The organism is Flavobacterium chungnamense (genome assembly GCF_039539165.1).
GTDB classification, from domain to species: domain Bacteria; phylum Bacteroidota; class Bacteroidia; order Flavobacteriales; family Flavobacteriaceae; genus Flavobacterium; species Flavobacterium chungnamense.
In genome coordinates, this window is sequence record NZ_BAABCS010000004.1 from 162,240 (window position 1) to 189,207 (window position 26,968).

Annotated in this window: 19 protein-coding genes, 1 pseudogene and 1 riboswitch; of the genes and pseudogenes, 3 read left to right on the plus strand and 17 right to left on the minus strand. The window is 30.5% G+C overall.

The genetic code is table 11. The features are described from left to right. Nucleotide 1: 1 nt before the first annotated feature. The 9 genes and pseudogenes from ABD771_RS03005 to ABD771_RS03045 form a co-directional block, all read right to left on the minus strand. Entirely contained in the window at nt 2-2,014 is a 2,013-nt protein-coding gene (locus ABD771_RS03005) for a DUF3857 domain-containing protein (RefSeq protein ID WP_345090453.1), read from the minus strand. Nucleotides 2,015-2,017: 3 nt separating this feature from the next. Then, complete coding sequence (locus ABD771_RS03010) at nt 2,018-3,919, minus strand: DUF3857 domain-containing protein (protein ID WP_345090458.1); 1,902 nt, start codon at nt 3,917-3,919, stop codon at nt 2,018-2,020. Between the two features lie 50 nt (nt 3,920-3,969). Continuing rightward, entirely contained in the window at nt 3,970-4,422 is a 453-nt protein-coding gene (gene dtd / locus ABD771_RS03015) for a D-aminoacyl-tRNA deacylase (protein WP_345090462.1), read from the minus strand. Between the two features lie 64 nt (nt 4,423-4,486). Further along, entirely contained in the window at nt 4,487-5,467 is a 981-nt protein-coding gene (gene rsgA / locus ABD771_RS03020) for a ribosome small subunit-dependent GTPase A (RefSeq protein WP_345090465.1), read from the minus strand. A 91-nt stretch (nt 5,468-5,558) separates the two neighbouring features. Further along, nucleotides 5,559-6,641: a chorismate mutase gene (locus ABD771_RS03025; protein WP_345090468.1), complete on the minus strand. Its 1,083-nt coding sequence runs from the start codon at nt 6,639-6,641 to the stop codon at nt 5,559-5,561. Between the two features lie 85 nt (nt 6,642-6,726). Continuing rightward, nucleotides 6,727-7,566: pseudogene (locus tag ABD771_RS03030) on the minus strand (prephenate dehydrogenase). 2 nt (nt 7,567-7,568) lie between these two features. Next, a complete protein-coding gene (locus tag ABD771_RS03035) occupies nt 7,569-8,711 on the minus strand; it encodes a pyridoxal phosphate-dependent aminotransferase (RefSeq protein WP_345090471.1) in 1,143 nt (380 codons plus the stop codon). A gap of 101 nt (nt 8,712-8,812) precedes the next feature. After that, nucleotides 8,813-9,640 carry a prephenate dehydratase gene (locus ABD771_RS03040; protein WP_345090474.1) on the minus strand — a complete coding sequence of 276 codons (828 nt, stop codon included), beginning with the start codon at nt 9,638-9,640 and terminating at the stop codon, nt 8,813-8,815. Nucleotides 9,641-9,882: 242 nt separating this feature from the next. Then, nucleotides 9,883-10,815, minus strand: a complete 933-nt coding sequence (locus tag ABD771_RS03045; RefSeq protein WP_345090477.1) for a M28 family metallopeptidase — start codon at nt 10,813-10,815, stop codon at nt 9,883-9,885. 120 nt (nt 10,816-10,935) lie between these two features. On the opposite strand from ABD771_RS03045, the gene gldA reads away from it, so the two are divergent. Continuing rightward, complete coding sequence (gldA, locus tag ABD771_RS03050) at nt 10,936-11,838, plus strand: gliding motility-associated ABC transporter ATP-binding subunit GldA (RefSeq protein WP_345090480.1); 903 nt, start codon at nt 10,936-10,938, stop codon at nt 11,836-11,838. Between the two features lie 115 nt (nt 11,839-11,953). Here gldA and ABD771_RS03055 read toward each other — a convergent pair whose 3' ends face one another. Both ABD771_RS03055 and ABD771_RS03060 read right to left on the minus strand, forming a co-directional pair. Then, on the minus strand, nt 11,954-12,703 hold the full coding sequence (locus ABD771_RS03055; protein WP_345090483.1) for a head GIN domain-containing protein: 750 nt from the start codon (nt 12,701-12,703) through the stop codon (nt 11,954-11,956). A 12-nt stretch (nt 12,704-12,715) separates the two neighbouring features. Then, nucleotides 12,716-13,804, minus strand: coding sequence for an acyloxyacyl hydrolase (locus ABD771_RS03060; RefSeq protein WP_345090487.1), 1,089 nt, complete (start codon nt 13,802-13,804; stop codon nt 12,716-12,718). Nucleotides 13,805-14,043: 239 nt separating this feature from the next. Between ABD771_RS03060 and ABD771_RS03065 the strand changes: the two genes are divergently transcribed. After that, on the plus strand, nt 14,044-14,334 hold the full coding sequence (locus tag ABD771_RS03065; RefSeq protein WP_345090489.1) for a hypothetical protein: 291 nt from the start codon (nt 14,044-14,046) through the stop codon (nt 14,332-14,334). Here the strand turns inward: ABD771_RS03065 and metF are convergent. The 4 genes from metF to ABD771_RS03085 form a co-directional block, all read right to left on the minus strand. Further along, nucleotides 14,331-15,287 carry a methylenetetrahydrofolate reductase [NAD(P)H] gene (metF, locus tag ABD771_RS03070; RefSeq protein WP_345090492.1) on the minus strand — a complete coding sequence of 319 codons (957 nt, stop codon included), beginning with the start codon at nt 15,285-15,287 and terminating at the stop codon, nt 14,331-14,333. The two genes, ABD771_RS03065 and metF, sit on opposite strands and share 4 nt — an antisense overlap. Before the next feature lie 70 nt (nt 15,288-15,357). After that, nucleotides 15,358-18,033 (minus strand): methionine synthase, encoded by a 2,676-nt coding sequence (gene metH, locus ABD771_RS03075; RefSeq protein WP_345090495.1) that lies wholly within the window; start codon nt 18,031-18,033, stop codon nt 15,358-15,360. Beyond that, entirely contained in the window at nt 18,033-19,022 is a 990-nt protein-coding gene (locus ABD771_RS03080) for a homocysteine S-methyltransferase family protein (protein ID WP_345090498.1), read from the minus strand. The genes metH and ABD771_RS03080 overlap by 1 nt, the downstream gene beginning before the upstream one ends. Nucleotides 19,023-19,094: 72 nt before the next feature. Then, nucleotides 19,095-19,201, minus strand: a riboswitch (SAM riboswitch). Nucleotides 19,202-19,352: 151 nt separating this feature from the next. Continuing rightward, on the minus strand, nt 19,353-20,282 hold the full coding sequence (locus ABD771_RS03085; RefSeq protein WP_345090501.1) for a T9SS-dependent choice-of-anchor J family protein: 930 nt from the start codon (nt 20,280-20,282) through the stop codon (nt 19,353-19,355). Nucleotides 20,283-20,506: 224 nt separating this feature from the next. On the opposite strand from ABD771_RS03085, the gene metK reads away from it, so the two are divergent. Beyond that, the gene (gene metK / locus ABD771_RS03090) at nt 20,507-21,793 is read left to right on the plus strand and encodes a methionine adenosyltransferase (protein WP_345090504.1); all 1,287 of its coding nucleotides are present in this window, start codon (nt 20,507-20,509) and stop codon (nt 21,791-21,793) included. A 56-nt stretch (nt 21,794-21,849) separates the two neighbouring features. Here metK and ABD771_RS03095 read toward each other — a convergent pair whose 3' ends face one another. Together ABD771_RS03095 and ABD771_RS03100 are read right to left on the minus strand one after the other, a co-directional pair. Next, complete coding sequence (locus tag ABD771_RS03095) at nt 21,850-24,090, minus strand: hypothetical protein (RefSeq protein ID WP_345090507.1); 2,241 nt, start codon at nt 24,088-24,090, stop codon at nt 21,850-21,852. A 157-nt stretch (nt 24,091-24,247) separates the two neighbouring features. Beyond that, a complete protein-coding gene (locus ABD771_RS03100; protein WP_345090510.1) occupies nt 24,248-26,959 on the minus strand; it encodes a carboxypeptidase-like regulatory domain-containing protein in 2,712 nt (903 codons plus the stop codon). Nucleotides 26,960-26,968 lie beyond the last annotated feature (9 nt).

Consider the following 26,968-nt stretch of genomic DNA (forward strand, 5'->3'; position numbering starts at 1 on the left):
ATTAGATTTTTTTCAAGATTATTTTTTCTTTTTGCTTATCAATTACAATCTTGAAAAATTCTTTTAATGTATCATAATCTTCTGATGGAATTATTGAAGCATTAATAATAAAATTAACAACAACTTGAATTTGTGTATCAGTGTTTGATATTGACATGTTAAAACTTCCATAATTGTTAGCCATTGCAAATGATGCTGATTTTGGTATACTCTCTACTTGATAACCTTGAGGTATGGTAATGTTTACCATGTATTTATCTTTAAATGGAAATGCAAAATCAATTGGATATTGTCTTGTTTCTTGTTTGAATGGATTTTCAGATTGTGTAAAATGAAGTAATGGTTCAAAATAAATCTTATCGCCAATTTGTTCAGTTAGGTTATTACTTTTTATTGAATATTTTTCGATTATTGGTTCATTAATAATTTTATCATTAGTCAATTCAAAATCTGCAATTTCCAAACCTTCATGCCTTTTTTCTAAATTCTCTAAATAACTATCCTTACTTAATCCTAAATATCTATCTCTATAATTTAACGCAGCGTAATCAAAATACTGCTCTCTAACTTTTCCTGAAACTTGACCTTGATTATCAATACTAACAAGCATATTAACAACATCATCTGACACTAGTTTAGGCATTAAATCTACGAGTTCTGATGTTCCATCTTTTCTAATCATTCTTCCAAACCAATTCAAATCATAGAGTGGTAGAATATTAGGTGAAGATATTTTACTTGTTGCGTCTAATAAAACAATTCCATTATCTGTTGTAACTGATGCAATAACAAAATTAAAAGCTGTTCTACTTGGAAATATTGAAATCCCATTAGATCGTGTACTAACTAATACTGGATTAGCATCTAAACCAATATGACGTAACATTGCAATTAACATTAAGTTTATTTCTGCAGAATTTCCTGTTTTATCTTGATACGCTTTTTTTACACCTTCATCGCAAGAATAGCTATAATATTTATTCCAATTCATTCTGTTTTGTACATAATTAAATACTGCTGCTATTTTTTCATCTCTATTTTCTAAATCTTTTACAACATTTTTTAAATCTTCTTCAAAATAATTTTCTTTGTTTAATTGATCACCAAAATCTTCATTTTCATATATTTTTTTGGTTACATCTTCCCATGTTGTAGAGTAAAACTCAGCAACAGCTTGAGGCAATCTTTTTTGAGACAATTCATGATAAACACTAGTTTTGTAATTATCAATATTATTCACAAATCCTTCTTCTTTTAATGCTGGAATATTTTCCAACTTATAAACAACTTGTTGTTCGATATAATTAAATGAATCTGTTGAACGCTCATATTTTATTGCGGCACCACTTCGAACTAAATTTCTGTCACTTGTAGAAACAGTTTTAGTTGAAGAATTTTTTCTTTCAATTGGCTGCAAACTTCCTTTTCTGTAAACATTGTAAACATAATATTCTGGAATAACTGTTTCATACTCCGAAGAATTTACAGGAATGCTTTGTTGAAAACTCCATTCGGGAAAAGTTGATATGTATGGCGACTTTATTGTATACTTATATTCAATAATGGAACCTTCTTTAACATTTGGCATGGTGATTTTTTTTCGAGACCAAAACTTATTAATATTTTCTGAAAACTCTCCTTCACTTTTTAATTTTGTTTTTTCAATTTGTTCGCCATTTAAATTATAAGTTACTGATTTTGAGAATGAAACGTTCTCTTTTGCTGAACCACCAACATAAAATCTTACTGATTTATTAGCCCAATCATAACCTTCTTTTTTGTATATTTTTACTTTAACATCTACCTCAGTTATCAAAACGAAACCTTCATTTTGATTGTATTCGAAATATGTTTTCCCTTTTTCAAATAATACCGCTGCGACAGCTGAAGAATCTTTAGGATGAACTTTTTCTTTTAACTCCTCTATTGTTACATTTCCCAACTCTTTCTTTTGGGCATAATTAATTTGAATTCCAATAAAAAGAAAAGCTATTATTAATAAGTTTTTTTTCATTTTTTATAATTTAGTTATAACTATTTTAGAATTATCAATTTTGGCTATTTGTTCTCTAAACTTTCTATAGTTTTCATACTCAGATTTGTCATAAAATCCTTTTTTGAGGAGAAAAGAGCGCTTGTAAATAAGTTTAGTTGGACTAACGACTATTAGTTCCATTTTATATGTACCAAATTTATCATCTAATGAAAAATTATCTGGTTTCGCTTCCAATAAAAAGCCATTTGGTAGATTAATTTCTACCTCGTCTTCATCAAAAAATCCTCTGGAAATTTCAACTGGATTTTTTCTATTACGATATCTTTGTGGAATGTTTGAACTTTGATTAAATACATTTATTGGAAGCATAATACTATTTCCGTTCTTATTTCCATAACCTATAGCATTAAATTGCAAATCTTCTGTAAACTCTATATTCTCTTTATCATTGTGGAATTTAATCTTTTCCATTTTAAGATTATTAATCCAAGAAAAATAGTCTTTATAAAGTTCATCGATTTTTTCTTTAGATAATGATTCTAATCTAAATTTATCGTCATATTGAATTCCTTTAGATTTAATGATAATATTGCCAGACAAATTTCCTCCCTGATCAATTGAATAATTTCCTTTTGATAATTGAGAACTAACTTTTTCGTTATATTCATTAGTTTTAATTAATTCACCTTTTTCTGGTTTTATTAATAATGCATACCTATCATCGGTAAAACGTCCTTGATATCCAAACGGATCAACTTGACTTGTGCATTCCAAAAAAATCATTTTATCTTCACTAGGTAAAGCTAAAACAATATGATTTCCTTGCATCGAAACGAAATCTTTTTCAAAATCTTTCTTATTTGTATCGCCATAAATCACAGTGTAAAATGATTCAACACCAACGGCCTTCAATAATACCCTCGTATAATTTGTAAGTGCTTTGCAATCTCCATAACCAAGTCTATCTACATCTTTTGCCAGCATTGGTTTCCAACCACCAATACCTAATTGAATACTTACATATCTAGTTTTATCTTGAACATATTTATAAATAATTTTAGCTTTTTTAATAGGATCACTTTCATTTCCTACTAACGAAACAACTTTGTTTTTAGTTTCATCTGATAGTTCTTCTGTATCTGCAAGCAATGTTTTGTATCTCCACTTTCCAAAATCTTCCCAATTTTTAGCATTCCCTTCTACTCCTTCAAGATTAAACCTTTCTAAGCTAAAAATTACTATTGGAAAAATTTTTTGAAATGAAGGTGAGTAATCTTCTGGTTTTTCGGCAAATAGATTTTCGACTGAATAGGATAAAAAATTCTCCTTTTCGATTTTATTTATAACTCTATTCTCAAAATTCATTTCTTTGTATTTGAAACCTAAATTTGAAGGATATGAAATTTTAAATTCAGATTTTTCGACGCTTTCAAAATAGTCATCTATAGGATTCCATGGAAAAATAAAAGCCGTATTAGAAGTTTGAGACTCACTTTCAAAAACTACGGTATATGGATATTCAACAGGAGTATAATCCATAAAAATCCTTCTATCATCACTATAAATAGAAAAACCATCAGCTACGCTTTGGTCTATAAAATCTTTCCTTTTAATTTTTTTTATTTCTTTACCAAATGCATTGTAAATAGTTGCCTCAATAGCTATTACTTTATTGGATTTATCATAAAACTCAATGGCATCAACATTATTCTGACCTCTTTTATTTAAAACAGTCACAACTTTTTTCTTTTTAACAGTCATTGACTTTTGTGAAGCAATATTTATGTCAATCAATTGATATCTTAAAACACTATTAGCATTTTCTTTTAAGTTATCAGGAATTAATATTGAAGTGTAAGCAGTTTGAGCATTTAAAGAATGAATAGCAAGCCAAATAAAAATTAAGCAAATCTTGAATTTCATAGATTAAAGTATTTAATCAAAAATAAGAATTTATTTAATAAAATCAATATTTACTCTTTATTTTTTGTATCAATAATTATTGTCACTGGACCATCGTTTATAAGTGCAACTTTCATATCTGCTCCAAACTTTCCAGTTTGCACTTTTTTTCCAATTTCTAGTTCCATTTGAGTGATGAAATTTTCGTAAATTGGAATAGCAATTTCTGGTTTTGCTGCTTTAATGTATGATGGTCGATTTCCTTTTTTGGTTAGCGCGTGAAGAGTAAATTGACTAACAATAATAATATCGCCATTAGTGTCTTTTAATGATAAATTCATCACATCGTTTTCATCACCAAAAATGCGAAGATTAGCAATTTTAGAAGTTAACCATTCAATATCTTCGCTTGAATCTGATTCTTCAATTCCGATTAGAATCAATAGTCCAGAACTAATATTCGCTACTATATTACTGTTTATTTCAACTGATGCTTTTGATACACGTTGTAAAACTGCTTTCATTATTATTAACGATTGAAGATTAACAATTTTTGATTTTTGAAGTTTTTAAACCAGAAACTGATTCCTATTTATTCCTAGTTTCATCACTTGCAATTCTATCTTCATTGTATATATCGGTGCGATAATTTTCATCATCACCTTCTAATATTTTTAGATAGCTATTATAGCGTGTCCAAGAGATTTCATCTTTTTCCAATGCATCCTTGATGGCACATTTTGGTTCTTCTTTATGCAAACAATTATTGAATTTGCATTGGTCTTTTAGTTTGAAAAATTCAGGAAAATAACCGCTTATTTCATCTTTTTCCATATCGACAATTCCAAAACCTTTGATTCCTGGTGTGTCAATTATTTTTGCTCCAAAAGATAAATCATACATTTCAGCAAAAGTTGTAGTGTGTTGACCTTGCATACTTTGTTTAGAAATAGTTTTGGTTTTTAAATGTAAGCTTGGTTCTAAAGCATTAACTAAAGTTGATTTTCCAACACCTGAATGACCTGAAAACATGGTTGTTTTTCCAATCATTATTTCTTTTAGTTCCTCAATACCTTTACTTTCTTTAGCAGAAACCCGCAAACATTTATATCCAATTTGTTGGTAAACATGTTGCATGTATAATTGCTCGTCTAAAGTCACATCGTCTAAAGTATCTATTTTATTAAAAACCAAAATAGTTTCAATTCCATAAGCTTCGGCAGTAACTAGAAATCTGTCAATAAAATTGAACGTTGTTGGCGGATTATTAATGGTAATTAACAGAAAAACATAATCTAAATTTGAAGCAATGATGTGCATTTGATGCGACAAATTGACTGACTTCCTAACGATATAATTTTTTCTATCATGAATGTTATTTATAACTCCTGTTGTAGTATCTGAAGATTCGTCAAGTTCATAATCAACAATATCACCAACCGCAATAGGATTAGTACTTTTAATACCTTTTATTCGGAATTTACCTTTTATACGACATTCCATGAAATCTCCTTGCAAAGATTTAACGGTGTACCAACTTCCTGTAGATTTATAAACTAGTCCTGTCATTAACGATTGAAGATTAACGAATTTTGAATTCAGATTTATGCAAAAGTAAACAAATCAAAAATCAAAAATCGTTAATCAGCATTCAAAAATCTTACGAATTAAATATTTTCTCCTGATGCGTTATACTCTCTTGATGAATAGCTTTGAAAAATTGAATGATAAATTCTTCGCTCAATCCTTTTTGACTTCCGTCATTGACCATTTTTTCTAGAATTTCGTTCCAACGTTTGTTTTGTAAAACAGCTACGTTTTTCTCTTTTTTCAAAGCTCCAATATCTTCAGAAACTTTCATTCTTTTTCCGATAACATCTAATAATTTAGCATCAAATTCGTCAATTTTACTTCTTAATTTTGCTAATCTTGTTTGATATTCGTCAGCTTCATCAGTTTCTTTTCTGATAGTTAAATCAAAAATTATCTGTTTCAAACGTGTTGGCGTAACTTGTTGTGCAGCATCACTCCACGCATTATCAGGATCGATATGAGTTTCGATTATCATTCCGTCATAATTCAAATCCAATGCTTCTTGCGTAACTTGAAAAATCATGTCGCGATTTCCAGTAATATGTGATGGATCAATAATTAATGGTATATCTGGAAATTTATTCTGAAAATCAATTGCAATTTGCCATTCTGGATTGTTGCGATATTTTGTCTTTTCATAAGTCGAAAATCCTCTGTGAATTACACCCAGGTTTTTGATATTGGCATTATACAAACGTTCAACACCACCAATCCACAAAGCCAAATCAGGATTTACAGGATTTTTCACCAATACTATCTTTTCAGTATTTTGTAAAGCATCCGCTATTTCTTGAACTGCAAACGGATTTACTGTTGTGCGCGCACCAATCCATAACACATCAATATCATGTTCTAAAGCTAATTTCACGTGAGCAGCAGTAGCAACTTCAACCGCCATTTGCAAACCTGTCTCGGCTTTTGCTTTTTGTAACCATTTTAATCCAATTTCACCAACGCCTTCAAATCCTCCAGGACGCGTTCTTGGCTTCCAAATTCCAGCTCTAAAAATTGACACTTTTGAATCTTTCAATTCACGAGCGATTTTCAAAACTTGTTCTTCGGTTTCTGCGCTACAAGGTCCAGCGATTACTAAAGGATGTGGCAAATTGAAATTATTCAACCACGTTCTCATTTCTTTGATATTTTCCATTTTATTTAATTTGAGAGAAAAGAAGCAAGAATGAAGAGAAAAGACTAAACAATTAATCTTGCATCTTTCTTCTTGTCTCAATTATCTATTTCAATATTTCTTTAATTCTATTCGTATTTTCCATTTCATTATAAACTTCCTCAAAATTATCGTTTTCTAATAAATCTTTGAAATTAGTTAAGTTTTGAATGTATTCTTCTAACGATTTTATTACATGTTTTCTGTTTTGTTTAAAAATTGGTGTCCACATGGCTGGTGAACTTTTGGCTAAACGAACCGTGCTTTCGAATCCTGAACCTGCCATGTCAAAAATATCTTGTTCGTCTTTTTCTTTCTCAATTACTGTTTTCCCTAGCATAAACGAACTTATGTGCGATAAATGTGAAACATAAGTGATATGTTTATAATGCGATTTTGAATCCATATATCGAATACGCATTCCGAGTTTTTTGAACAAATCCATTGCTTTTTTCTGCAATTTGAAGGTTGTTTTTTCAACTTCACAAATGATGTTTGTTTTTCCATCATACAATCCTTTAATTGCTGATTTTGGTCCTGAAAATTCGGTTCCTGCAATTGGATGACAAGCCATGAAATTTCTCCTTTTTGGATGATTTTCAATTGCTTCACAAATTGGATTTTTGGTTGAACCAACATCAAAAACCAAGGTTTGTTCTCCAACATTATTCAAAATCTATGGCAAAATTACTAAAGCAACATCAACTGGCACAGCAACGATTACTAAATCTGCGTTAATTAAATCATTCTCGGTTGCTATTTGGTCAATAATTCCAAGATTTATTGCTTCTTCAAGATGTTTTTCGTTGGCATCAATTCCGAAAATGGTGGCATCATCATAAATTGATTTGATGTCTAATGCCATTGAACCACCTATTAATCCTATTCCTATTATATAAATATTCATATCTAAAATCTTTTAATTGATTCAAGAATATTTTCTTCTTTCACACATAATGAAAATCGAATATATCCTTCACCGTTACTGCCAAAAATGGTTCCTGGTGTTAGAAAAATATGCTTTTCATATAATAAATTATCGATGAATTGTTCTGATTGAATTCCGACTGGTAATTTTGCCCAAACGAACATTCCGACTGCGTTTTTATCAAAAGTACAATCCATTTTTTCAGCCAATTCAAAAATCAATTTTCTCCTTTTGGTATAAATTTCATTTTGACTTTCAAACCAATTTTTTCCTAATTTTAATGCTGCAATTGCTCCTTTTTGAATTCCGTAAAACATTCCCGAATCCATGTTGCTTTTTACTTTTAAAACAGCATCAATTAAACTAGCATCTCCTGAAACCATTCCAACGCGCCAACCTGCCATATTGAATGTTTTGCTCAATGAATTCAATTCTAAAGCAATTTCTTTTGAACCTTCTATTTGAAAAATTGACAACGGATTTTCGTTCAAAACAAAACTATATGGATTGTCATTTACAATTAATATAGAATGCTTTTTTCCAAAATCGATTAGTTTTTGATGCAATTCTAAAGTTGCATTTGCTCCTGTTGGCATGTGTGGATAAGAAACCCACATCAGTTTCACTTTTGACAAATCTATTTTTTCTAATGCTTCAAAGTTAGGTTGCCAATTATTTTCTTCTCTTAAATCATAATAAACTGCTTTTGCCTGAATCAATCCCGTTACTGAAGCATAAGTTGGATAACCCGGATTTGGAATTAAAACTTCATCGCCTTCATTCAAAAAAGTTAATGAAATATGCATGATTCCTTCTTTCGAACCCATTAATGGCAAAATTTCTGTATTTGAATTTAATTCTACATTAAAATTAGTTGCATAAAAATCAGCAAAACCTTGACGTAATTCAGGCAAACCTTGATAGCTTTGATACTCATGTGCTTTTTGATCAAACATAGCATTTTGAATGGCTTCAATTACCGACGAATGTGGAGCCAAATCGGGACTTCCAATTCCCATATTGATGATTGGTTTTCCTTCTGACATGAGTTGTCTTACCTCTTTCAATTTTCTTGAGAAGTAGTACTCTTGAACGGTTTCTAGTCTTTTTGCTGTTTGTATCATTTTATTTTGCCACGAATTACAAGAATTATCACAAATTCAAAATCTTAAAATTCTGACTAATTGAACTTTGAAATTGATATTGTCAACTAATTTGATTTTTGTTATTGCTTTTTGTATATGTATTCTCCCAAAACCTTAAAATGATTAGTCATTATTTCTAAAACTTTAACAGCTTTTTCATAGTGTTTGTACTTTTCAAAAACTACATCTACAAAAAATGAATACTGAAAAGGCGTTTCAATTATGGGCATTGATTGGATTTTGGTTAGATTTAATTTGCAATTGGTCATGACATTTAAAACTGTTGCTAAACTTCCTGGTGTGTCGTCTAACTCAAACTTTATGGATGCTTTATTGATTTCTTCTTTATTTACTTGACCTTTTTCTTTACTAATGATAAAAAAACGAGTCATATTATTGTTAACAGTTTGAATTTCTGGTGCTATTATGTTTAAATCGTATAATTCAGCAGCAACTTTACTTCCAATAGCGGCAATATTTTTTAATTGATTTTGATGAATTCTTCTTGCTGTTTCGGCTGTATCTTTATCTTCTACTAATTTGATATTTGGATGTTTTTTTAAGAAATCCATACATTGTAACAACGCCATTGGATGGGAATGAACTTCTTGAATTTCTTCTAAATTTTGTCCGTTTAAAACCATTAAATTCTGAATAATATCTAAATAATATTCGCCAATAATGTGGAAATTATTCTTATCAATCAAAGCATAATTTGGAATAATCGAACCTGCAATAGAATTTTCAATAGCCATAACCGCCAATTGCGATTTATTGTTTATCAAACTATCAGCAAGTGCTTCAAACGACAAGCATTCATCAATGGCAACATTTTCTCGAAAATATTCTAGGGCAACTTGATGATGAAACGATCCTTTAATTCCTTGTATGGCTATTTTTTCTTTCATTTTTGGTCAAAAAAAAATCCCGATTTGCATCGGGATTACTATTTATGTTTTTATATAATTTACTTTTTTACATAACACAATAACAATCCCTGTTTCTTCCAAAAAAAGAAATAAGAGAAATTGTTATAATATGTAGTGAAAATTGTGATCATTGTTGTTAATTATGTTTCGCTAAAGTAACAAAAAATGTTACACAAGTATAATTTATTTAAAAAAAACTTACGGAAACGTTTTCGTGAAACTTAATTTCCTCTAAGCTTTTTCACTCTTGTCGGTGTATCAATTCCTTTGATGATAGATTCTGAACTGATGGCGATTGCTTTTATAATTTCGGTCATGTTGTCTAAATCCAACGTTGAAACGTCATCACTCAATTTATGATAATTAGGTTCAGAATCCATTTTGGAAGTTGAAATTGTATGCGCCGGAACTCCTAAAGCCGCTAATCTCGCATTGTCTGATCGGTAAAAAAGTTGTTCTCTTGGATATGGATCTTCGTAGAAATTGAAATTGGAACCTTTTAAATTCTTTTGCAAAATAGCTCCAAAATCAGATTTTTCGAATCCTGTAATGTAAGCTGAATTTTTATTCCATTTGCTTTCTGTTCCTATCATTTCTATGTTGAACATTGCCACTACTTTGTCGGCATCCATATTTTTAGAGAAAAATCTGGAACCAAATCCACCAACTTCTTCACCTGTAAATGTTACAAAAATAATGGTGCGTTCGTTTGTATTCAATTCTTTAAAATATTTGGCTAAAGCAATAACGGCTGTAACACCAGAAGCATCGTCATTAGCGCCGTTAAATACTTTGTCGCTTTCAGAATCATCCATTCCTAAATGGTCAAAATGAGCAGAAAATATAACAAATTCATCAGGTTTAGATTTTCCAGGAAGTATTCCAATTACGTTATTAGCCGATTTACCTTTAGCTATAAATTCTTGTCGGTAATTTTTTAAATCATTAAAATACGATAGCCCAACTTTGGCAAATTCTTTTTCAATAAATACCGAAGCAGAATCTATTCCTGGTGTAAAAATTGCTCTTCCTTGCATTTTATCGGAAGCTAATTCGGTTTCGATTCTCGTTACTTCTTCCTTTAGGATTTTTGGTTTCTCTTGCGCTTGAACTGACAATCCAAACAAGAACATTAATAACATTAGTTTTTTCATGAGTTATTTTAACTTTATAATTAGTAAATATAGAAATGATATTTAAAAAAATAACTAATGTGATGAGAAAAACAATAAATCAAAAATATTTCTGTTTACATTTGCTACAAATATCAAGTTATGTCAATAGAAGTTCAAAATATTTCGAAAAGTTATGGTGCTCAAAAAGCATTAGACAATGTTTCATTTTCTGTGAAAAAAGGTGAAATTGTTGGTTTCCTTGGTCCGAATGGTGCTGGGAAATCTACTTTAATGAAAATTTTGACGACTTACATCAATTCTGATGAAGGAAAAGCTTCAGTAAATGGTAATGATGTAAATGAAAATCAGAAAGCTGTGCAGCAATCGGTTGGGTATTTGCCTGAGCATAATCCGTTGTATTTGGATTTATATGTTCGTGAATATTTAGAATTTAATACTGATGTTTATAAAGTTGCTAAATCCAGAATTGAAGAAGTAATCCAATTGACTGGTTTATCTTCTGAAAGTCATAAAAAAATCGGACAATTATCTAAAGGTTATCGTCAGCGTGTTGGATTAGCAACCGCTTTATTACATAATCCAGATGTTTTAATTTTGGACGAGCCAACAACAGGTTTAGACCCAAATCAGTTGGTTGAAATTAGAAATGTGATTAAAAACGTTGGTAAGAACAAAACCGTTTTTCTTTCTACACATATTATGCAAGAAGTGGAAGCGATTTGCGACAGAGTTATCATCATCAACAATGGAAAAATTGTAACCGATAAAAAACTAGACAAATTGGTTTCAGATGTTGTGGAACAAATTATCGAAGTAGAATTTGATAAAGAAATTAACGAAGCTTTATTTTCAAAATTATCAGATCTAAAATCATTCAAGAATACACACGATAAAGTTTGGGAATTAACTTTTAAAACTGAAGAAGACAAACGTTCATCAGTTTTTGACTTTGCTCAAGAAAATGGATTACGTGCACTTCAATTGACCTTGAAAAGTAAAAATTTAGAACAGATTTTTAGAGAAAAAACAGCTAATAAATAGTATTCATATTGCAGTTTTTAGATTACAGATTACCGTTTTTAGCCTTTTCATTTTATGTAATATTTATTAAAATGAATTTAGTAAATATGTTTGATGTGAAAAGCTGGTTTGACTTCTAATTATAAATAACTTGTCCTTGATATAATTCTTCAACATCTACAATTGGCGGATTGTTCTTTAGAATTATATCTCCTGTACTTACCATTTTCCCAACAATACTTTGTATTGGTTTTACAATCATATCATTAGAACCTCTGTGAAAAACTTTGATTGTTTGTGCTGTTAAATTAGGAGCATCAATTCTACCATCTCCAGCATAGAAATTAAAGAATGCTTGGTTTGTACTTCCCGAAATAAAATATCTAGCAACATTATTATTTTCAATAACTAACTGACTATTATTCACATTAATATAAAAATCACTTGTACCAGCGCCTTCTTTTCCATCACCATCTTTATCTAATGCAAATAATCTTAAAATAGGATAAGTAAGCACACCATTAGATGAAATTTTTCGATCACTTTTAGAATAAATATCTTCTATGTTGGGCGCAGTTATATAAACTTTCGTTTGTCCGTATTCTCTAACCCAGTTGCAAGACGAATTCTCTTTAAGCTTCAAAATATTACCTTCTTGCTTAACTTCAATGTTTTCAATTATGTTTTCTCCAGTAACAATTTCTACTTTGTATTCCGTGCCTTGAGTTATGATAAGTTCTATTCCAGAGTAAACTTCAACTCTTGTGAATGGTGTTACTTCTACAATTTTTGTAATAGTATTTCCAGCAGATTCAATACAATCACTTGGTTTTTCACAGGAGATTAATGCTATAAATAATACTGTTGCAATTATTATTTTCTTCATGTTATAATTATTTTATAAACGAACGCCAACTCCAAACTCCAATGCTTCGGCAAGAAACAAATGGGTTTTTATTGTAAATCCGGCAAAAATTTTATTGGTGATATAATATTTCATTCCTACTCTATCATAAATAGGTATTTCATTTTTGAATGGATCATAAACATAATATCCTATTTGAGCTTCGAGTGAAATTCTATTAACAAACAATTCGTGACCTATAAAAACTCCAACTCTTTTGTAATCTGTATTTGGATCTAAATTTAATTCAGGATAAGCAATAGATTTATATTTAATAAAATCTTTAAAACTAGTAGTAAGAAAAACTTCTGTACCAAATTGAATGGCGCTTTTTCTATTTAATCTTTTATCAGCATAAACACTTATGTGATAAAATGGATGTTGACCACTTCCAATAACAGCGCTTTCATTAACACCTGATCTAAAAACTAAATTGTATTTTATAGGCTCTTTATAATCTGTTTTAACTAAAGTTGAATCAACACTATTTGGTTTTGATTTCTCAAAATTGTAATTGATTCCTAGATTTAAACCATAAGTATTTATTCCACTATTTGGAGATTTCGTTCTACCATTTGAATAATGTGTGAAAAGAATTCCTGCTTCAATTCCGAACTTATCAATAATATTTTCTTTTTTGTAAAAAAGGCCGAGGTTGGTATTGGCAAGTATTTTTGAACCAAAAGCTTTATTCTTACTGTTTTCGACTTTATCATAAGGTGAAGTTGTAAGCGCAACTCCTTGAGACAAAAGCAACTTTACATTTCTATTCAGAAAATAAAAATTATATAAGGCTCCAACTGAATAATTACTTCCTATATAGGGATTATTAAAATTTTGATAAAGAAAAAAAGCCCCATACTCTGGATAATTGTATGCTGCATGCCATTCGCTATTGCCATGAGTTTGTTTTACAAAGTCTACCATTACACCACTTGGATGACCTTTAAGATGTTCTAAATCTGGAGTATGCGGTAGAACATTAGCTCTAAAATAAGTTACACTTATTGCAGGAGTATCTTGATTATTTTGCGAAAAACAACCTAAAGAAATCAATAAAAATAGATAGTAAAATCTCCTCATTTTAAAAAATTAATTCGCACAAATATAACAGAATAAGTTAAAGAATTAAATCTTTTTGATTTAGAGCGAATGGTTTGGGAATTTTTGAAATCCTAATTCCTGCTTTTCGTTTCAATCTTTTCTTTATAAATGAAATTCATCGAATACCAATAAAAATAAAATCAAAGTGAGATAATCAGGGCTAGTTAGGATATGTCTTTTGCAAAATCTAAATTAAAAACTAAATTTGTTCAAAAAAGATGATAATAAACCCAAATAAAATAAATGAAAATTTAGTGGTTTTAATGACTATTGAAATCATTGCTTTTCTATTCTTTATTAGTTCTGATTCTGTTTCAGCTTTATTAATTTGGTTTTTAACTATATCTATTTTAAACTCAATAGCAGTTTATCTATTAATAAAACACAAACCAAAATATTACAAGACTTCTGTAACAATAATGCTCTCTTTACTCGTTTTTATAATACTATTTATTATAATTTCGGCAATTGCTTTTACACAATTGTACAACCACATTGAATCTAATTAAAAAATTTCTTTAGCAATAGCTTTGATATTTTCAGCTTTACCCATAGAGTAATAATGTAAAACTGGAATTCCTGCCGCCACTAATTCTTTACTTTGCTCAATACACCATTCAATACCAATTTGTTTTACGTGATCATTATCTTTAGCTTTTACAACTGCCATAATCAAATCGTCTGGCAATTCTAAAGAAAAACGATGTGGAATTAAATTCAGCTGCTTCTTGGTTGCAATAGGCTTCAACCCAGGAATAATTGGCACTGTAATTCCAGCTGTTCTGCATTTATCTACAAAATCGAAGAATTTTTTATTATCAAAAAACATTTGTGTAATAATATAATCGGCTCCGTTTCTAATTTTTTCTTTCAAAAAATGAATATCGCTATCCAAACTTGGCGCTTCCATGTGCTTTTCTGGATAACCTGCAACTCCAATACAAAAGTTAGTACAAGCTGAATTTTGTAAATCTTCATCTAAATAAATTCCTTTGTTTAGATTATTAATTTGAGTTACCAATTCAGATGCGTATTCGTTTCCTTCTTTTTCGGGTTTAAAATAGGTTTCGTTTTTCAAAGCGTCACCACGAAGAGCTACAACGTTATTAATTCCTAAGAAATCTAAATCTATCAACAAATTTTCAGTATCTTCTTTAGTAAATCCACCGCACAAAATATGCGGAATAGCATCAACTGAATATTTATTCTGAATTCCGGCACAAATACCAACTGTACCAGGACGTTTTTTTACGATTTTCTTTTGCAAAAGTCCACTTGGTAATTCTTTAAACTCATATTCTTCACGATGATATGTTACATCAATAAATGGCGGCTTGAATTCCATTAAAGGATCAATTCCGTCATAAATAAATTGAATATTTTGCCCTTTCAATGGTGGCAGAATTTCGAATGAAAACAATGGTTTTCCTTGGGCATTTTCTATGTGTTGAGTTACTTTCATAATTTTTAGTTGTCTGTTGTCGGTTATCTGCTATTCTGTTGATTTTGCAACTGATAACTGACAACTGTTTTTAATCTGCTATATTCGGTGCAAGCCATTTGGTTGCTATTTCTGTTGAAATGCCTCTTCGTTTTGCATAATCAATAACTTGATCTTCTTTTATTTTCCCTAATCCAAAATATTTACTTTCTGGATTTGCAAAATAATATCCAGAAACCGATGCTGCTGGCCACATTGCCATACTTTCGGTTAAGGTTACTCCTATTTCTTGTTCTACATTAAGCAATTTCCAAATGGTTGGTTTTTCTAAATGGTCTGGACAAGCAGGATAACCTGGCGCTGGACGAATGCCTTTATATTCTTCATCAATCAAATCTTGATTACTCAAGTTTTCTTCAGAAGCATAACCCCAAATTTCTTTTCTAACTTTCAAATGCAAATATTCTGCAAAAGCTTCGGCCAATCTATCGCCAAGAGCTTTTACCAAAATAGAATTATAATCGTCTAATTGTTTTTCAAATTCAAATGCTTTTTCATCAACTCCAAAACCTGTGGTTACACAGAAACATCCAATATAATCTTGTTTCCCTAAATCTTTTGGTGCAATAAAATCGGCTAATGCAATGTTTGGTGCACCTGCTGTTTTTTGAGATTGTTGTCTTAAAGTTAGAAAAGTTATCGGTTGTCGGTTGTCAGTTGTTAGTTCGATATCGTCATCGTTAATTGTATTTGCTGGAAAAATTCCCATAATTCCTTTAGCAGTTAGCCATTTTTCAGTGACTATTTGTTGCAACATCTTTTTAGCATCATCAAATAAATTTGTGGCTTGTTCGCCCACAACTTCATCTGTCAAAATCGCTGGAAATTTTCCGTGTAATTCCCACGATTGAAAAAATGGTGTCCAATCTATGAAATCTACTAACTCAGAAAGTTCAACTTCAATAGTTTTTGTTCCGATGAAATTTGGTTTTGATGGATTAAAATTATCCCAATTTAATTGGAATTTATTTTTTCTTGCTTCTTCAATGGAAAGATAATTTTTGTCACGGCTTCTACTTAAATAACCTTCACGAAGTTTGTCATATTCTTCTCGAACGGTTTTTGCATATTCTACTTTCGTTTCGTTTTGCAACAAATTACTTGCAACAGTTACTGCACGCGAAGCATCGTTTACGTGAACTACTGTTTCTTTATATTCTGGAGCAATTTTTACTGCTGTGTGTGCACGTGAAGTTGTTGCTCCACCAATCATTATTGGAATTTTGATATTTAATTTATCTAACTCTTTTGCTAAATAAACCATTTCGTCTAAGGATGGCGTAATCAATCCGCTAAGTCCAATAATATCTACATTATGTTCAACGGCTGCTTGAATAATTTTTTCTGGAGGAACCATAACTCCTAAATCAATGATTTCAAAGTTATTACAACCCAAAACCACTGCTACAATATTTTTTCCGATATCGTGCACATCACCTTTTACAGTTGCCATCAATACTTTTCCTGCTGAAGAAGATTTTCCATCTTTTTGTGCTTCAATAAACGGAAGTAAATAAGCAACGGCTTTCTTCATAACACGAGCCGATTTTACTACTTGAGGCAAAAACATTTTTCCGCTTCCGAATAAATCGCCTACGACATTCATTCCTGCCATTAAATTAATTTCAATAACATCAATAGCTTTTTCCGAATTTAATCGCGCTTCTTCAACATCTATTTCTATGAATTCGTCGATTCCTTTTACTAAAGAGTGTGTCAATCTTTCTTGAACAGAACTATTTCTCCATTCTTGAATTGCTTTTTCATTGGTTTTGAAATCACCTTTGAAACTTTCTGCTAAATCTAATAATCTTTCTGTAGCATCATCTCTTCTGTTCAACAAAACATCTTCTACATGCTCTAATAAAATTGGATCGATTTCATCGTAAATCTCTAGCATTTCAGGATTTACAATTCCCATAGTCATACCGTTTTTGATGGCATGATAAAGAAAAGCCGAATGCATTGCTTCACGCACTTTGTCATTGCCTCTAAACGAAAATGAAACATTACTCACACCACCAGAAATGTTGGCATAAGGAAGATTTTCACGAATCCATTTGCTGGCTCTGAAAAAATCTAAAGCATTCAATTTATGTTCGTCCATTCCTGTTGCTACTGGAAAGATATTTGGGTCAAAAATGATATCTTCTGCTGGAAAATGAACCTTATCAACCAAAATGTCATAACTCCTTTTGCAAATTTCGATACGTCTTTCATAGGTATCAGCTTGACCATCTTCATCAAATGCCATTACGATTACAGCTGCTCCGTATCTTTTTATCAACTTGGCATGATGTACAAAAACTTCTTTTCCTTCTTTTAAAGAAATAGAATTTACTACACCTTTTCCTTGAATGACTTTCAATCCAGCTTCGATGATTTCCCATTTGGAACTATCAATCATTACTGGAACTCTTGCAATATCTGGTTCTGCAGCAATTAAATTCAAGAATTTGGTCATAGCATAAACGCCATCCAACATTCCTTCGTCCATGTTGACATCTATAATTTGAGCGCCACCTTCTACTTGTTCTCTGGCAACAGAAAGTGCTTCTTCGTATTTTTCTTCTTTTATTAATCGTAAAAATTTACGTGAACCAGTGACATTGGTTCGCTCACCAACATTAACAAAATTAGTTTCAGGTGTTACGATTAAAGGTTCTAATCCTGATAATTTTAGATATTTGTTCTTTACTTCCGTCATTATATTGTTTCTAAAATTTGTCTTGGTTTGAAATCTTTGGCAACATCTGCTATTGCTTTGATATGTTCTGGTGTTGTACCACAACATCCGCCTATAATGTTTACTAAATTATCTTTTAGATATTCTTTTATAAGAGTTTGCATTTCTAATGGTGTTTGGTCGTATTGCCCGAAAGCGTTTGGTAAACCTGCGTTTGGATGTGCTGAAATATTTAATTGTGTATTCATAGCCAAACGTTGTAAATAAGGTTTTAATTGATCAGCACCAAGTGCACAATTGAATCCGATGCTTAATAATGGAATATGTGAAATGGATATTAAAAATGCTTCGACCGTTTGACCAGACAGTGTTCTACCTGATGCATCTGTAATAGTTCCTGAAACCATGACAGGAATATCAATATTTCTCTCGTCTTTTACTTCTTCGATGGCAAAAAGTGCAGCTTTGGCATTTAATGTATCAAAAATAGTTTCTACTAATAAAACATCGCAACCACCATCGATTAGAGCTTCTACTTGTTGACGATAGGCAATTTTTAAATCATCAAAAGTAACGGCACGAAATCCTGGATCGTTCACATCTGGACTCATGGATGCTGTTCTGTTTGTTGGACCTATTGAACCTGCGACAAAACGTGGTTTATCTGTAAATTCGTCGGCAACTTGTCTTGCTATTTTGGCCGATTCATAATTTAATTCGTAAACCAAATCTTCCATATGGTAGTCGGCCATTCCGATGGTAGTTCCAGAAAAAGTGTTGGTTTCAACAATATCAGCTCCTGATTGAAAATACAGACGGTGGACTTGTTTTACAGCTTCTGGCTGTGTTATTGAAAGTAAATCGTTATTTCCTTTTAAGGGATGAGGAAAATCTTTGAAACGTTCGCCACGAAAATCTTCTTCAGAAAAATTGTTGCGTTGTAACATAGTTCCCATGGCTCCATCGAGAACTAGGATTCTTTCTTTTATTGCTTGGTTTATTTTTGACATATAAATAGCACAACTTTTAAAGTTGCTGTTGTTTAATTATATGTTATCATGGAAAGTGAGAAGAAAATCTCGTGGTTATCTTTGCTTAAATTTACTTTAAACTAGAATGTAGCACCTTCTACAGTGTAGGGTTGCTAAGCTTTCATCGGGTCTATTCCCTCGGGCTTTCGTGATAACAATCAATAAGTTTATGAACACTACAAAGTAATGACATAGAAATTAGAATTACAAAAAAAACGTATAATATGTTTAAAAATATTACGATAACGATATAATTCCATAAAAAAAGGAGCTTTGCAGCTCCTTTTATCAAACATTAAAAATATTTAATTATTTTTTTATAATTTTTGATGTCCCAACACCTAAATCTGATTGTACTCTTACGAAGTATACACCAGAATTTAAGTCCGAAACATTAACTTGTAAAGCTTCTGTAGATGACCCATTAACTTGACTAACAATTCTTCCGTTAATATCTAATACTTCAACTTTTTCAATTGCAACTCCGTTTTTAGTATTTAATGTGAATACATCACTTACTGGGTTTGGTTGAATTGAAAAGTTTCCTGTAAAGAAATCTTGTGTATTAGCAGCTGGTCTATCAACTAAAAAAGTATCTAAACCAATTATATCAGAATTTGCACCTCCAGGTCCACCGTCTTCAACAAAATAACGAAATGCAAATCTAACATTTGTTAATCCAGACAATCCTGTAACAGTATAAGTATACTGACCCCATGCTGTTGGATAAGAAGTTAAATCATAATCAGGATTAACATCAACTAACAAATTAGTAAAATCTCCTAAACCAGTAGCACCTCCAGAAGGTAAAGAAGTAAACGCACCTGCAGTGCTCATTCTTAACTGTAATCTGTCAGCATACAAAGCTGCTGCATTTCTACCAATTCTAGTATAAAAAGAAACTACATCTCCATTTTGCACATCAACTGCTGGAGAAATTAACCAGTTACTAATAGTTCCTGTACCTGCTGTTGAAGAAGTTCCTGTGCTAGTGTAATTAATTAAAGCAAAAGAAGTTCCTCCTCCAGCTTGTCCACCACCTGCAAATGTTGTTGTTGGTGCAGTTGCTGGGATACTCCAAGTAGGGGCTCCAGTATATACAGGAGAGCTTTGATTGGTAACTTCCCATCCAGCGGTTAACATTGCAGCTGTTGTTCCGTTAAATCCAAAAGAGTAAACAACTTGTGATTGACCTAAAAAAGGAGCAAAACACAATAATAAAAGTAGTTTTTTCATCATAGTATGTATATTTATTAATTTTATTAAAGACAAATATATAAAAAAAAACAATTAAATATTTTTTTACTTAAAAACTTTTCTAAATTTGCAACACAAATAAATGAGGAAAAATTTGAACTGATTGCAACCTCTTAAAAAAATGCTAAAGCAGAATCCCTTCTTTAGCTTTTACTTGCAATTTTTCTTTTTTCTTCACAAAAATTAATTTTAAAATAAATTATATTATGGCTTATTTATTTACGTCAGAGTCAGTGAGTGAAGGACATCCAGACAAAGTTGCTGATCAAATTAGTGATGCGTTAATCGATAACTTTTTAGCATTTGATGCTGAATCAAAAGTAGCATGTGAAACTTTAGTTACAACTGGACAAGTAATTCTTGCTGGAGAAGTTAAATCAAATACTTACTTAGATGTTCAACAAATTGCGAGAGATGTAATCAAGAAAATTGGTTATACCAAAAGCGAATATATGTTTGATGCAGATTCTTGCGGAATACTTTCGGCAATTCACGAACAATCTGCTGACATTAATCAAGGTGTTGACCGAGCTAACAAAGAAGAGCAAGGTGCAGGCGACCAAGGTATGATGTTTGGTTATGCCACTAATGAGACAGAAAACTATATGCCCTTAGCATTAGATTTATCTCACGCTTTGTTGATTGAATTGGCTAATTTAAGAAGAGAAAATAATGAAATTGCTTATTTGCGTCCCGATGCTAAATCTCAAGTAACATTAGAATATTCTGATGACAATAAACCACAACGTATTGATGCTATTGTAATCTCTACTCAACACGATGATTTTATTAAACCTTTATCAAACTCTAGAGAAGACAAAGACAAGGCTAATGATGAGATGTTGGTTAAAATTAAAAGTGATTTGATTTCTATTTTAATTCCTAGAATCAAAGCAAAGTATCCTCAATATGCTCATTTATTTAATGAAAACATCACTTATCACATTAACCCAACTGGAGTTTTTGTAATTGGTGGACCACATGGAGACACTGGTTTGACAGGAAGAAAAATTATTGTTGATACTTATGGAGGAAAAGGTGCTCACGGTGGTGGTGCATTTTCAGGAAAAGATCCAAGTAAAGTTGACCGTTCAGCAGCTTATGCGACACGTCATATTGCTAAAAACTTAGTTGCAGCAGGATTATGTGATGAAGTATTAGTTCAAGTTTCTTATGCTATTGGAGTTGCAAAACCTACTTCTATTAATGTAGTAACTTATGGCACATCAAAAGTAAACATGACTGATGGGGAAATTAGCAAAGTAGTTGAAAAAGTATTTGACATGCGTCCGTACTTTATTGAACAACGTTTAAAATTAAGAAATCCAATTTATAGTGAAACTGCTGCTTACGGACATATGGGAAGAACTCCTGAAACAGTTACTAAAACGTTTCAACTTCCAAATGGAGCACCTAAAACGGTTACTGTTGAATTATTCACTTGGGAAAAATTAGATTTTGTAGATCAAGTAAAAGCTGCTTTTGGATTGTAATATTTCAAAAGAAATTATAAAAAAAACCTGACTATTTTTAGTCAGGTTTTTGGTTTTTAATAAGCTCCTGTTTTCATTTTTTCTAGAACAATCTTGTACTGTTCGGTTTGTTCCGTAGAATTATCTTTAATATTTTCAATTGCTTTTAACTCTGTTGCAATTGCTTTTTCTTTCTCACCATTTTTATAGTAAAGTTGTGCTAAAGTATCTAAATAATAGCTATTATCTTTTTCGATTTTTAAACTGGTTTCGCTCCAAAAAATAGCTTTTTTTACCCAATTCACATCTTTGTTTTTCTCTACAACTGTCCAGGCGGCTTCATTTGCATTATTTGCAAACTCATATTTAAAATCATTCCAACCAATTCCGGCTTCGTTATTTTGCTTGTAAGCATTATCTAAATTTTCAATTAAATTGGTGTTTTCTTTAACTATAGTATTAAAAAAATCTTCATACTGCACAAGAAATTCTTCAAAAAATTCTGATCTCTTTAATGCATTCATATAACTATTTTTAACTAGAAGATTGTTATTTGTAATAGTTAATAAATCTTTATATGACTTTAAAACCTTTGTTTGATATTCTTTAGAAGGATTATTACTTAAATCAGAATTCCTATCAAGAACACCTATAAGCGTATAATTTAAATTGTAATAATCATAATTGGTTGCCACTGTATCGTTAAACTTTGTGTTAGTAATAATTTTATAATGTTTATTAATATAATTTATAGATTGTAAATCGGTTGGAATTACAATTGGCTCAGATGAATTGTATAAAGCTTTATTGAATCCATCATAATTAAATTCTCTTAGAATAATATCAACGGTTGTAAAATTCACCTCTTTTTCTAACAATCTATTTTCAAGAATTTTAGACCATTTTTCTTTTAAAACATCTTGCTTAGTTTTTAGTTGATAAACATTTTTTCTTTGTCTAAAAATATCAAAACCGTAAACAGAAAATGTTGAATCGACTGCTACTTCATTAACAATAGGTTTATCTGTGATTTCTTCATTACTATGTAAAAATTCTAGTTTAGAAACTTCTAATAATTGTTTCTCAACATCTTCTAGTGTTGCCTTTTTGTTTGAAATCATTGCATCTGACTTAAGCTTAGCATTAATACCAATCAATTCCGAATAAGTGCTTGAGGAATTATAATAGGTAAAACTATCATGATAATTATCTACATTACCCGCATACAATTTTTGTCCTTCTGAATTTAAAACTAGTAGCGTTTCATTATTCAAAACTCCTAAATTCTTTAATGTTTCTTTATCTTTTTTAGAAGTAAAATAAAAAATAAATCTATCATTTTCAGGAACATACCCATCATACATGCTGTAACCAGCTTCAGATTCATAATTCTTTATGAAGGAATTAAAACTAGATAATGATGTTTTGCTATTTGGATTGTTGATTACAACTAAAAATTGATTTTTATGGGATTTTGCTTGTTTTAAAGCATCTTTTAAATTACTGTCAATTTTCAATTTAAAAATGTAAGATGGCACGTAAGAAGTATCTACAACAGCAACAGCAGTATCAACAGCAGTATCATAATTATTTATCTCTTTTTTTCCAGGATAGGTCCAATCTTTTTCAACCCGTTTTTCAATTGGTTTTTCTTTTAGAACATCCTTTTTCACATCTTTATTTAGTGAAAATTTCAAAGGAATTTTCCCTTCAGCCACGATTAACTTTTTATTAGTTTGGTCATAAAATCCTTTTAAATTAAGTCTTCCAAGATCATTTGAATAATAGGTCACTTTTATTTGAGATACATTATTAGGAATTTGATATTTTTCGATAACTGATTCTTTGTATAAATTCTCTTCAACAAAATATATGAAACTAGATTTATCTATCTCAAAACTTAATTGTTTTCTTTCATAGTCAAAATCATCTGTGATATTTAAAAGTTCCTTAATCGTTTTATATTCTATTGCAGTATCACTAGTTTTCTGAATTCCTACATAAACATTATAAAATCTATAAAATGAATTTTCTCCTAAATCGATGGTAATTTTATCAGATTTTGGATTTGGATTTGAGTATTCTAGAACAAATTTTGGCGTATCATCATAAGATGTTTTAAAATAAACTGAATCGTTTACAACCTCATAAGTTCCCGATAGTATGGATAGATGAAATTTATTGTTATCAGATAAAATCATCTTAAGCGATTCTGCTGCCGGAGTTGTCGAAGAATACTCGCCTGTTTCTAATTTATTGTTTTGTGAAAACAAACTAAAAGAGAAAACAAAAAACAAAAGTGTAACGTAATTTTTCATTTGATTTTAAATATAAATTTCAAGCATTAAAGCTACTAATAATTATAATGTACAAACTTTATTTCTAACTATTTTTAGATATTATTTTACAACATTTAATTACAAATAAAAAAGGAGCTGCCATTGACAACTCCTTTAATCTTTTAATCTAAAAATTTTACAAATTATACTTCAAAGTAAAAATTAAATATCTTGGCTGAACTGTATATTGAGATGTTCTAGTAGAGAATTGAGAAAAACTATCATCATTCAATGATTTAGTATTTAAAATATTGGTAGCAGCGATTTTATACTCCCACTTACTATCTTTTGTTTTTTGATAAATTAAACTTGCTGAAAGAAAATCGTATTCGTTTTCGACAGTTTTGTTCTTATTGTAATAATGATAGAATTCATACTCTGAAACAAAAGAAAAACTCTTTAAGAAATAATAATCCAATCTTACAAAAGGCTTATCTGTATAGAATTTAGAATTGTTATAATCATTTACTGTATAAGAATATCCTAATTCTATATTTGGTAAATTTTTATAATTTGTTGATGCTGTTAACGTATGAACTTGAGTAAAACTATCTGCACTTGCAAAAACCCCATTTTGCTGGTTATTAAACTTTGACCAATTTAATCTAGTATTGAAAGATGCTTTGTAATTTTTTAAGAAAGAACGACCATAACTACCAAAACCAGATAACGTTTCCTCTGCAAAATCTGAATTGAAAGGTGTTGAAGTTTGGTTAACACCTATAAAATTTGCTCTCGATTTTACTGCGTCAATTGTTCTAGTATAATTAATAAAACCTGTAATATTCTCAAAATTGAACATATTATACTTAAAATAACGAAGCGAATGTGATTGCTGCGTAGCATTCTCAAGCGTTCTACTTCCTCTCGACAAACTATTGTATCCATTAAGAACAAAACCTTCAGCCAGTTTATTAATATCAGTAAAGCTATTAGTTATGGCATAATTATAGGTTAGTGTTTCTGCTTTTTTAATTTGATACAATGCAAGGAAATCTGGTAATACTCTAAAGAAATTTTGAGAAAAATCTGTACCTAATTGACTGTTTGTCATATTATAGGCGTGCAAACTTACACCTGGCGTGAAGGTGAATTTCCCAGTTAAAATTTTGTAATGTAATCCTAAGAAAGCATCATTAAAATTATAATTTACTCTATTGGTATTACTTGCATCTGTCAAAATGTTTTTGGTTCCGTTGTCTAACATTTGGTAGATTGAAGAATCAAAACTTTGGTAAGAATAAGTATTTCCTAAAGTCACATTAATGTTACTTTTTGGAGTCAACATGTAGTAATAATCTAATTTTGCATCTAATTTATTGGTCTTAACAAAACGTGTTTGATTAATATCATTTCTATTTTGACCTGCTACATAACCTGCAAAACCGAAAGGTTGTGTTTGTAAATTAGCATTATAAAAAGGATCTTCATCTTGGTATAAATGCTGCATTTCTAGAGCAAAAATATTTTTATCGTTGTGCGTATAATAAAAACTCAAATTCTGGTTTACAGATTTAGGATCTTGTTTTTTTGCAGTAAGAATAGTTTCAGTATTTGACAAAGGACCAACTATAGATTGTCTTAGCAACGAATTGTCTTCATCTTGTTTAGAAAATTTTGATAAAATATCATAATCAAATTGAAATCTTGCACTTGGTTTGTAGCTAGAACTCAATTTAAAAAGTGCTAAATTACTTTTTTGATGCGCTATTTCATTTCTATTTTCTGTTGAAGCAACATTAGAAGAATTTGGCTGAAGAAAATTAGTTTGTGACTTTGTTTCTAAATCTGTTATTGATGAAGAAAGAATACCAAAACCACTTAAAGTCCATGCTTTTGTTGGATTGTATGAAAAGTTTGTGGCTCCAAATTGAGTTTCAATTTCTTTTGCACGATTATTTCTTAATAATGAAATTCCTAAATCGTTGGAAGCTACATTAAAATTGGAACCTCCTTTTGCCATCATGCTTCTAAAACCACCTGTAAACTTAAAATAATCTTGAATGGTTAAAGGTAATTCACCAATATTATTAAAATTTGAAATTAAATTAATACTGTATTTTGGATTATAATAAAACAATTTCGGATTTATTAAATAACGATCATACTTATTATCATCTGCTGTTCCTCCACCTGCAGTCATGTCACCAAACCAAAAGTTTTTCTTACCATCTTTAAGTTTGATGTTCATTGCCAAATTATCCTGATTGTTTTCTACACCTTTTAGAATAGAATTTTCATTATAATTTCTTAGTACTTGAATTTTATCAATTGCGTCTGCTGGAATATTTTTTACACCAAGTTTGGTATCACCATCAAAAAAGTCTTTTCCTTCTACCATCAATTTGGTTACTTTTTTACCTTCTACCTCTACTTCTCCATCGGCGTTTACTTCTACTCCTGGTAATTTTTTCAAGACATCTTCGAGTTTTCTTTCCGTACCCGATTTAAATGAATCTGCATTGTAAACTATCGTATCTCCTTTGATTGAAACTGGCATTTCACGAACAATTTCAACACCATCCAATTGGATTCCACCTGGTTCCATTGAAATGTTTTGTGTGATATTCTCCGTTTTGGTTTCAACGGTGATTTGCTTGTTTTCCATTCCAATGTAACTCAACTTTATTAAGTACGTTGAATTTGGTTTTAAATTTAAAACAAATCTTCCTTTGTCATTGGTTATCGCGTAACCATCCATACCTTTTGTAACTTGATTAACTGCCATAATATTGGCCATTTCAAGTGGTGTTTTTCCAGATTCTAAAATAACACCTTCAAAACGAATATTTTGTGAAAATGAGATAGTTGAAATTAAAAATAAGGCAAATAATAATATTTTTTTCATAAGTGTAAG

Bases quoted from the DNA above. Each gene is read 5' to 3' on its own strand.
- ABD771_RS03060 (WP_345090487.1), bottom strand. From the start codon at position 13,804: ATGAGGAGATTTTACTATCTATTTTTATTGATTTCTTTAGGTTGTTTT.
- ABD771_RS03025 (WP_345090468.1), bottom strand. From the start codon at position 6,641: ATGGAAAATATCAAAGAAATGAGAACGTGGTTGAATAATTTCAATTTG.
- ABD771_RS03065 (WP_345090489.1), top strand. From the start codon at position 14,044: ATGATAATAAACCCAAATAAAATAAATGAAAATTTAGTGGTTTTAATG.
- ABD771_RS03085 (WP_345090501.1), bottom strand. From the start codon at position 20,282: ATGATGAAAAAACTACTTTTATTATTGTGTTTTGCTCCTTTTTTAGGT.
- gldA (WP_345090480.1), top strand. From the start codon at position 10,936: ATGTCAATAGAAGTTCAAAATATTTCGAAAAGTTATGGTGCTCAAAAA.
- ABD771_RS03040 (WP_345090474.1), bottom strand. From the start codon at position 9,640: ATGAAAGAAAAAATAGCCATACAAGGAATTAAAGGATCGTTTCATCAT.
- ABD771_RS03095 (WP_345090507.1), bottom strand. From the start codon at position 24,090: ATGAAAAATTACGTTACACTTTTGTTTTTTGTTTTCTCTTTTAGTTTG.
- metH (WP_345090495.1), bottom strand. From the start codon at position 18,033: ATGACGGAAGTAAAGAACAAATATCTAAAATTATCAGGATTAGAACCT.
- metK (WP_345090504.1), top strand. From the start codon at position 20,507: ATGGCTTATTTATTTACGTCAGAGTCAGTGAGTGAAGGACATCCAGAC.
- metF (WP_345090492.1), bottom strand. From the start codon at position 15,287: ATGAAAGTAACTCAACACATAGAAAATGCCCAAGGAAAACCATTGTTT.
- ABD771_RS03100 (WP_345090510.1), bottom strand. From the start codon at position 26,959: ATGAAAAAAATATTATTATTTGCCTTATTTTTAATTTCAACTATCTCA.
- ABD771_RS03010 (WP_345090458.1), bottom strand. From the start codon at position 3,919: ATGAAATTCAAGATTTGCTTAATTTTTATTTGGCTTGCTATTCATTCT.
- ABD771_RS03005 (WP_345090453.1), bottom strand. From the start codon at position 2,014: ATGAAAAAAAACTTATTAATAATAGCTTTTCTTTTTATTGGAATTCAA.
- ABD771_RS03045 (WP_345090477.1), bottom strand. From the start codon at position 10,815: ATGAAAAAACTAATGTTATTAATGTTCTTGTTTGGATTGTCAGTTCAA.
- ABD771_RS03080 (WP_345090498.1), bottom strand. From the start codon at position 19,022: ATGTCAAAAATAAACCAAGCAATAAAAGAAAGAATCCTAGTTCTCGAT.
- ABD771_RS03055 (WP_345090483.1), bottom strand. From the start codon at position 12,703: ATGAAGAAAATAATAATTGCAACAGTATTATTTATAGCATTAATCTCC.
- rsgA (WP_345090465.1), bottom strand. From the start codon at position 5,467: ATGACAGGACTAGTTTATAAATCTACAGGAAGTTGGTACACCGTTAAA.
- ABD771_RS03035 (WP_345090471.1), bottom strand. From the start codon at position 8,711: ATGATACAAACAGCAAAAAGACTAGAAACCGTTCAAGAGTACTACTTC.
- dtd (WP_345090462.1), bottom strand. From the start codon at position 4,422: ATGAAAGCAGTTTTACAACGTGTATCAAAAGCATCAGTTGAAATAAAC.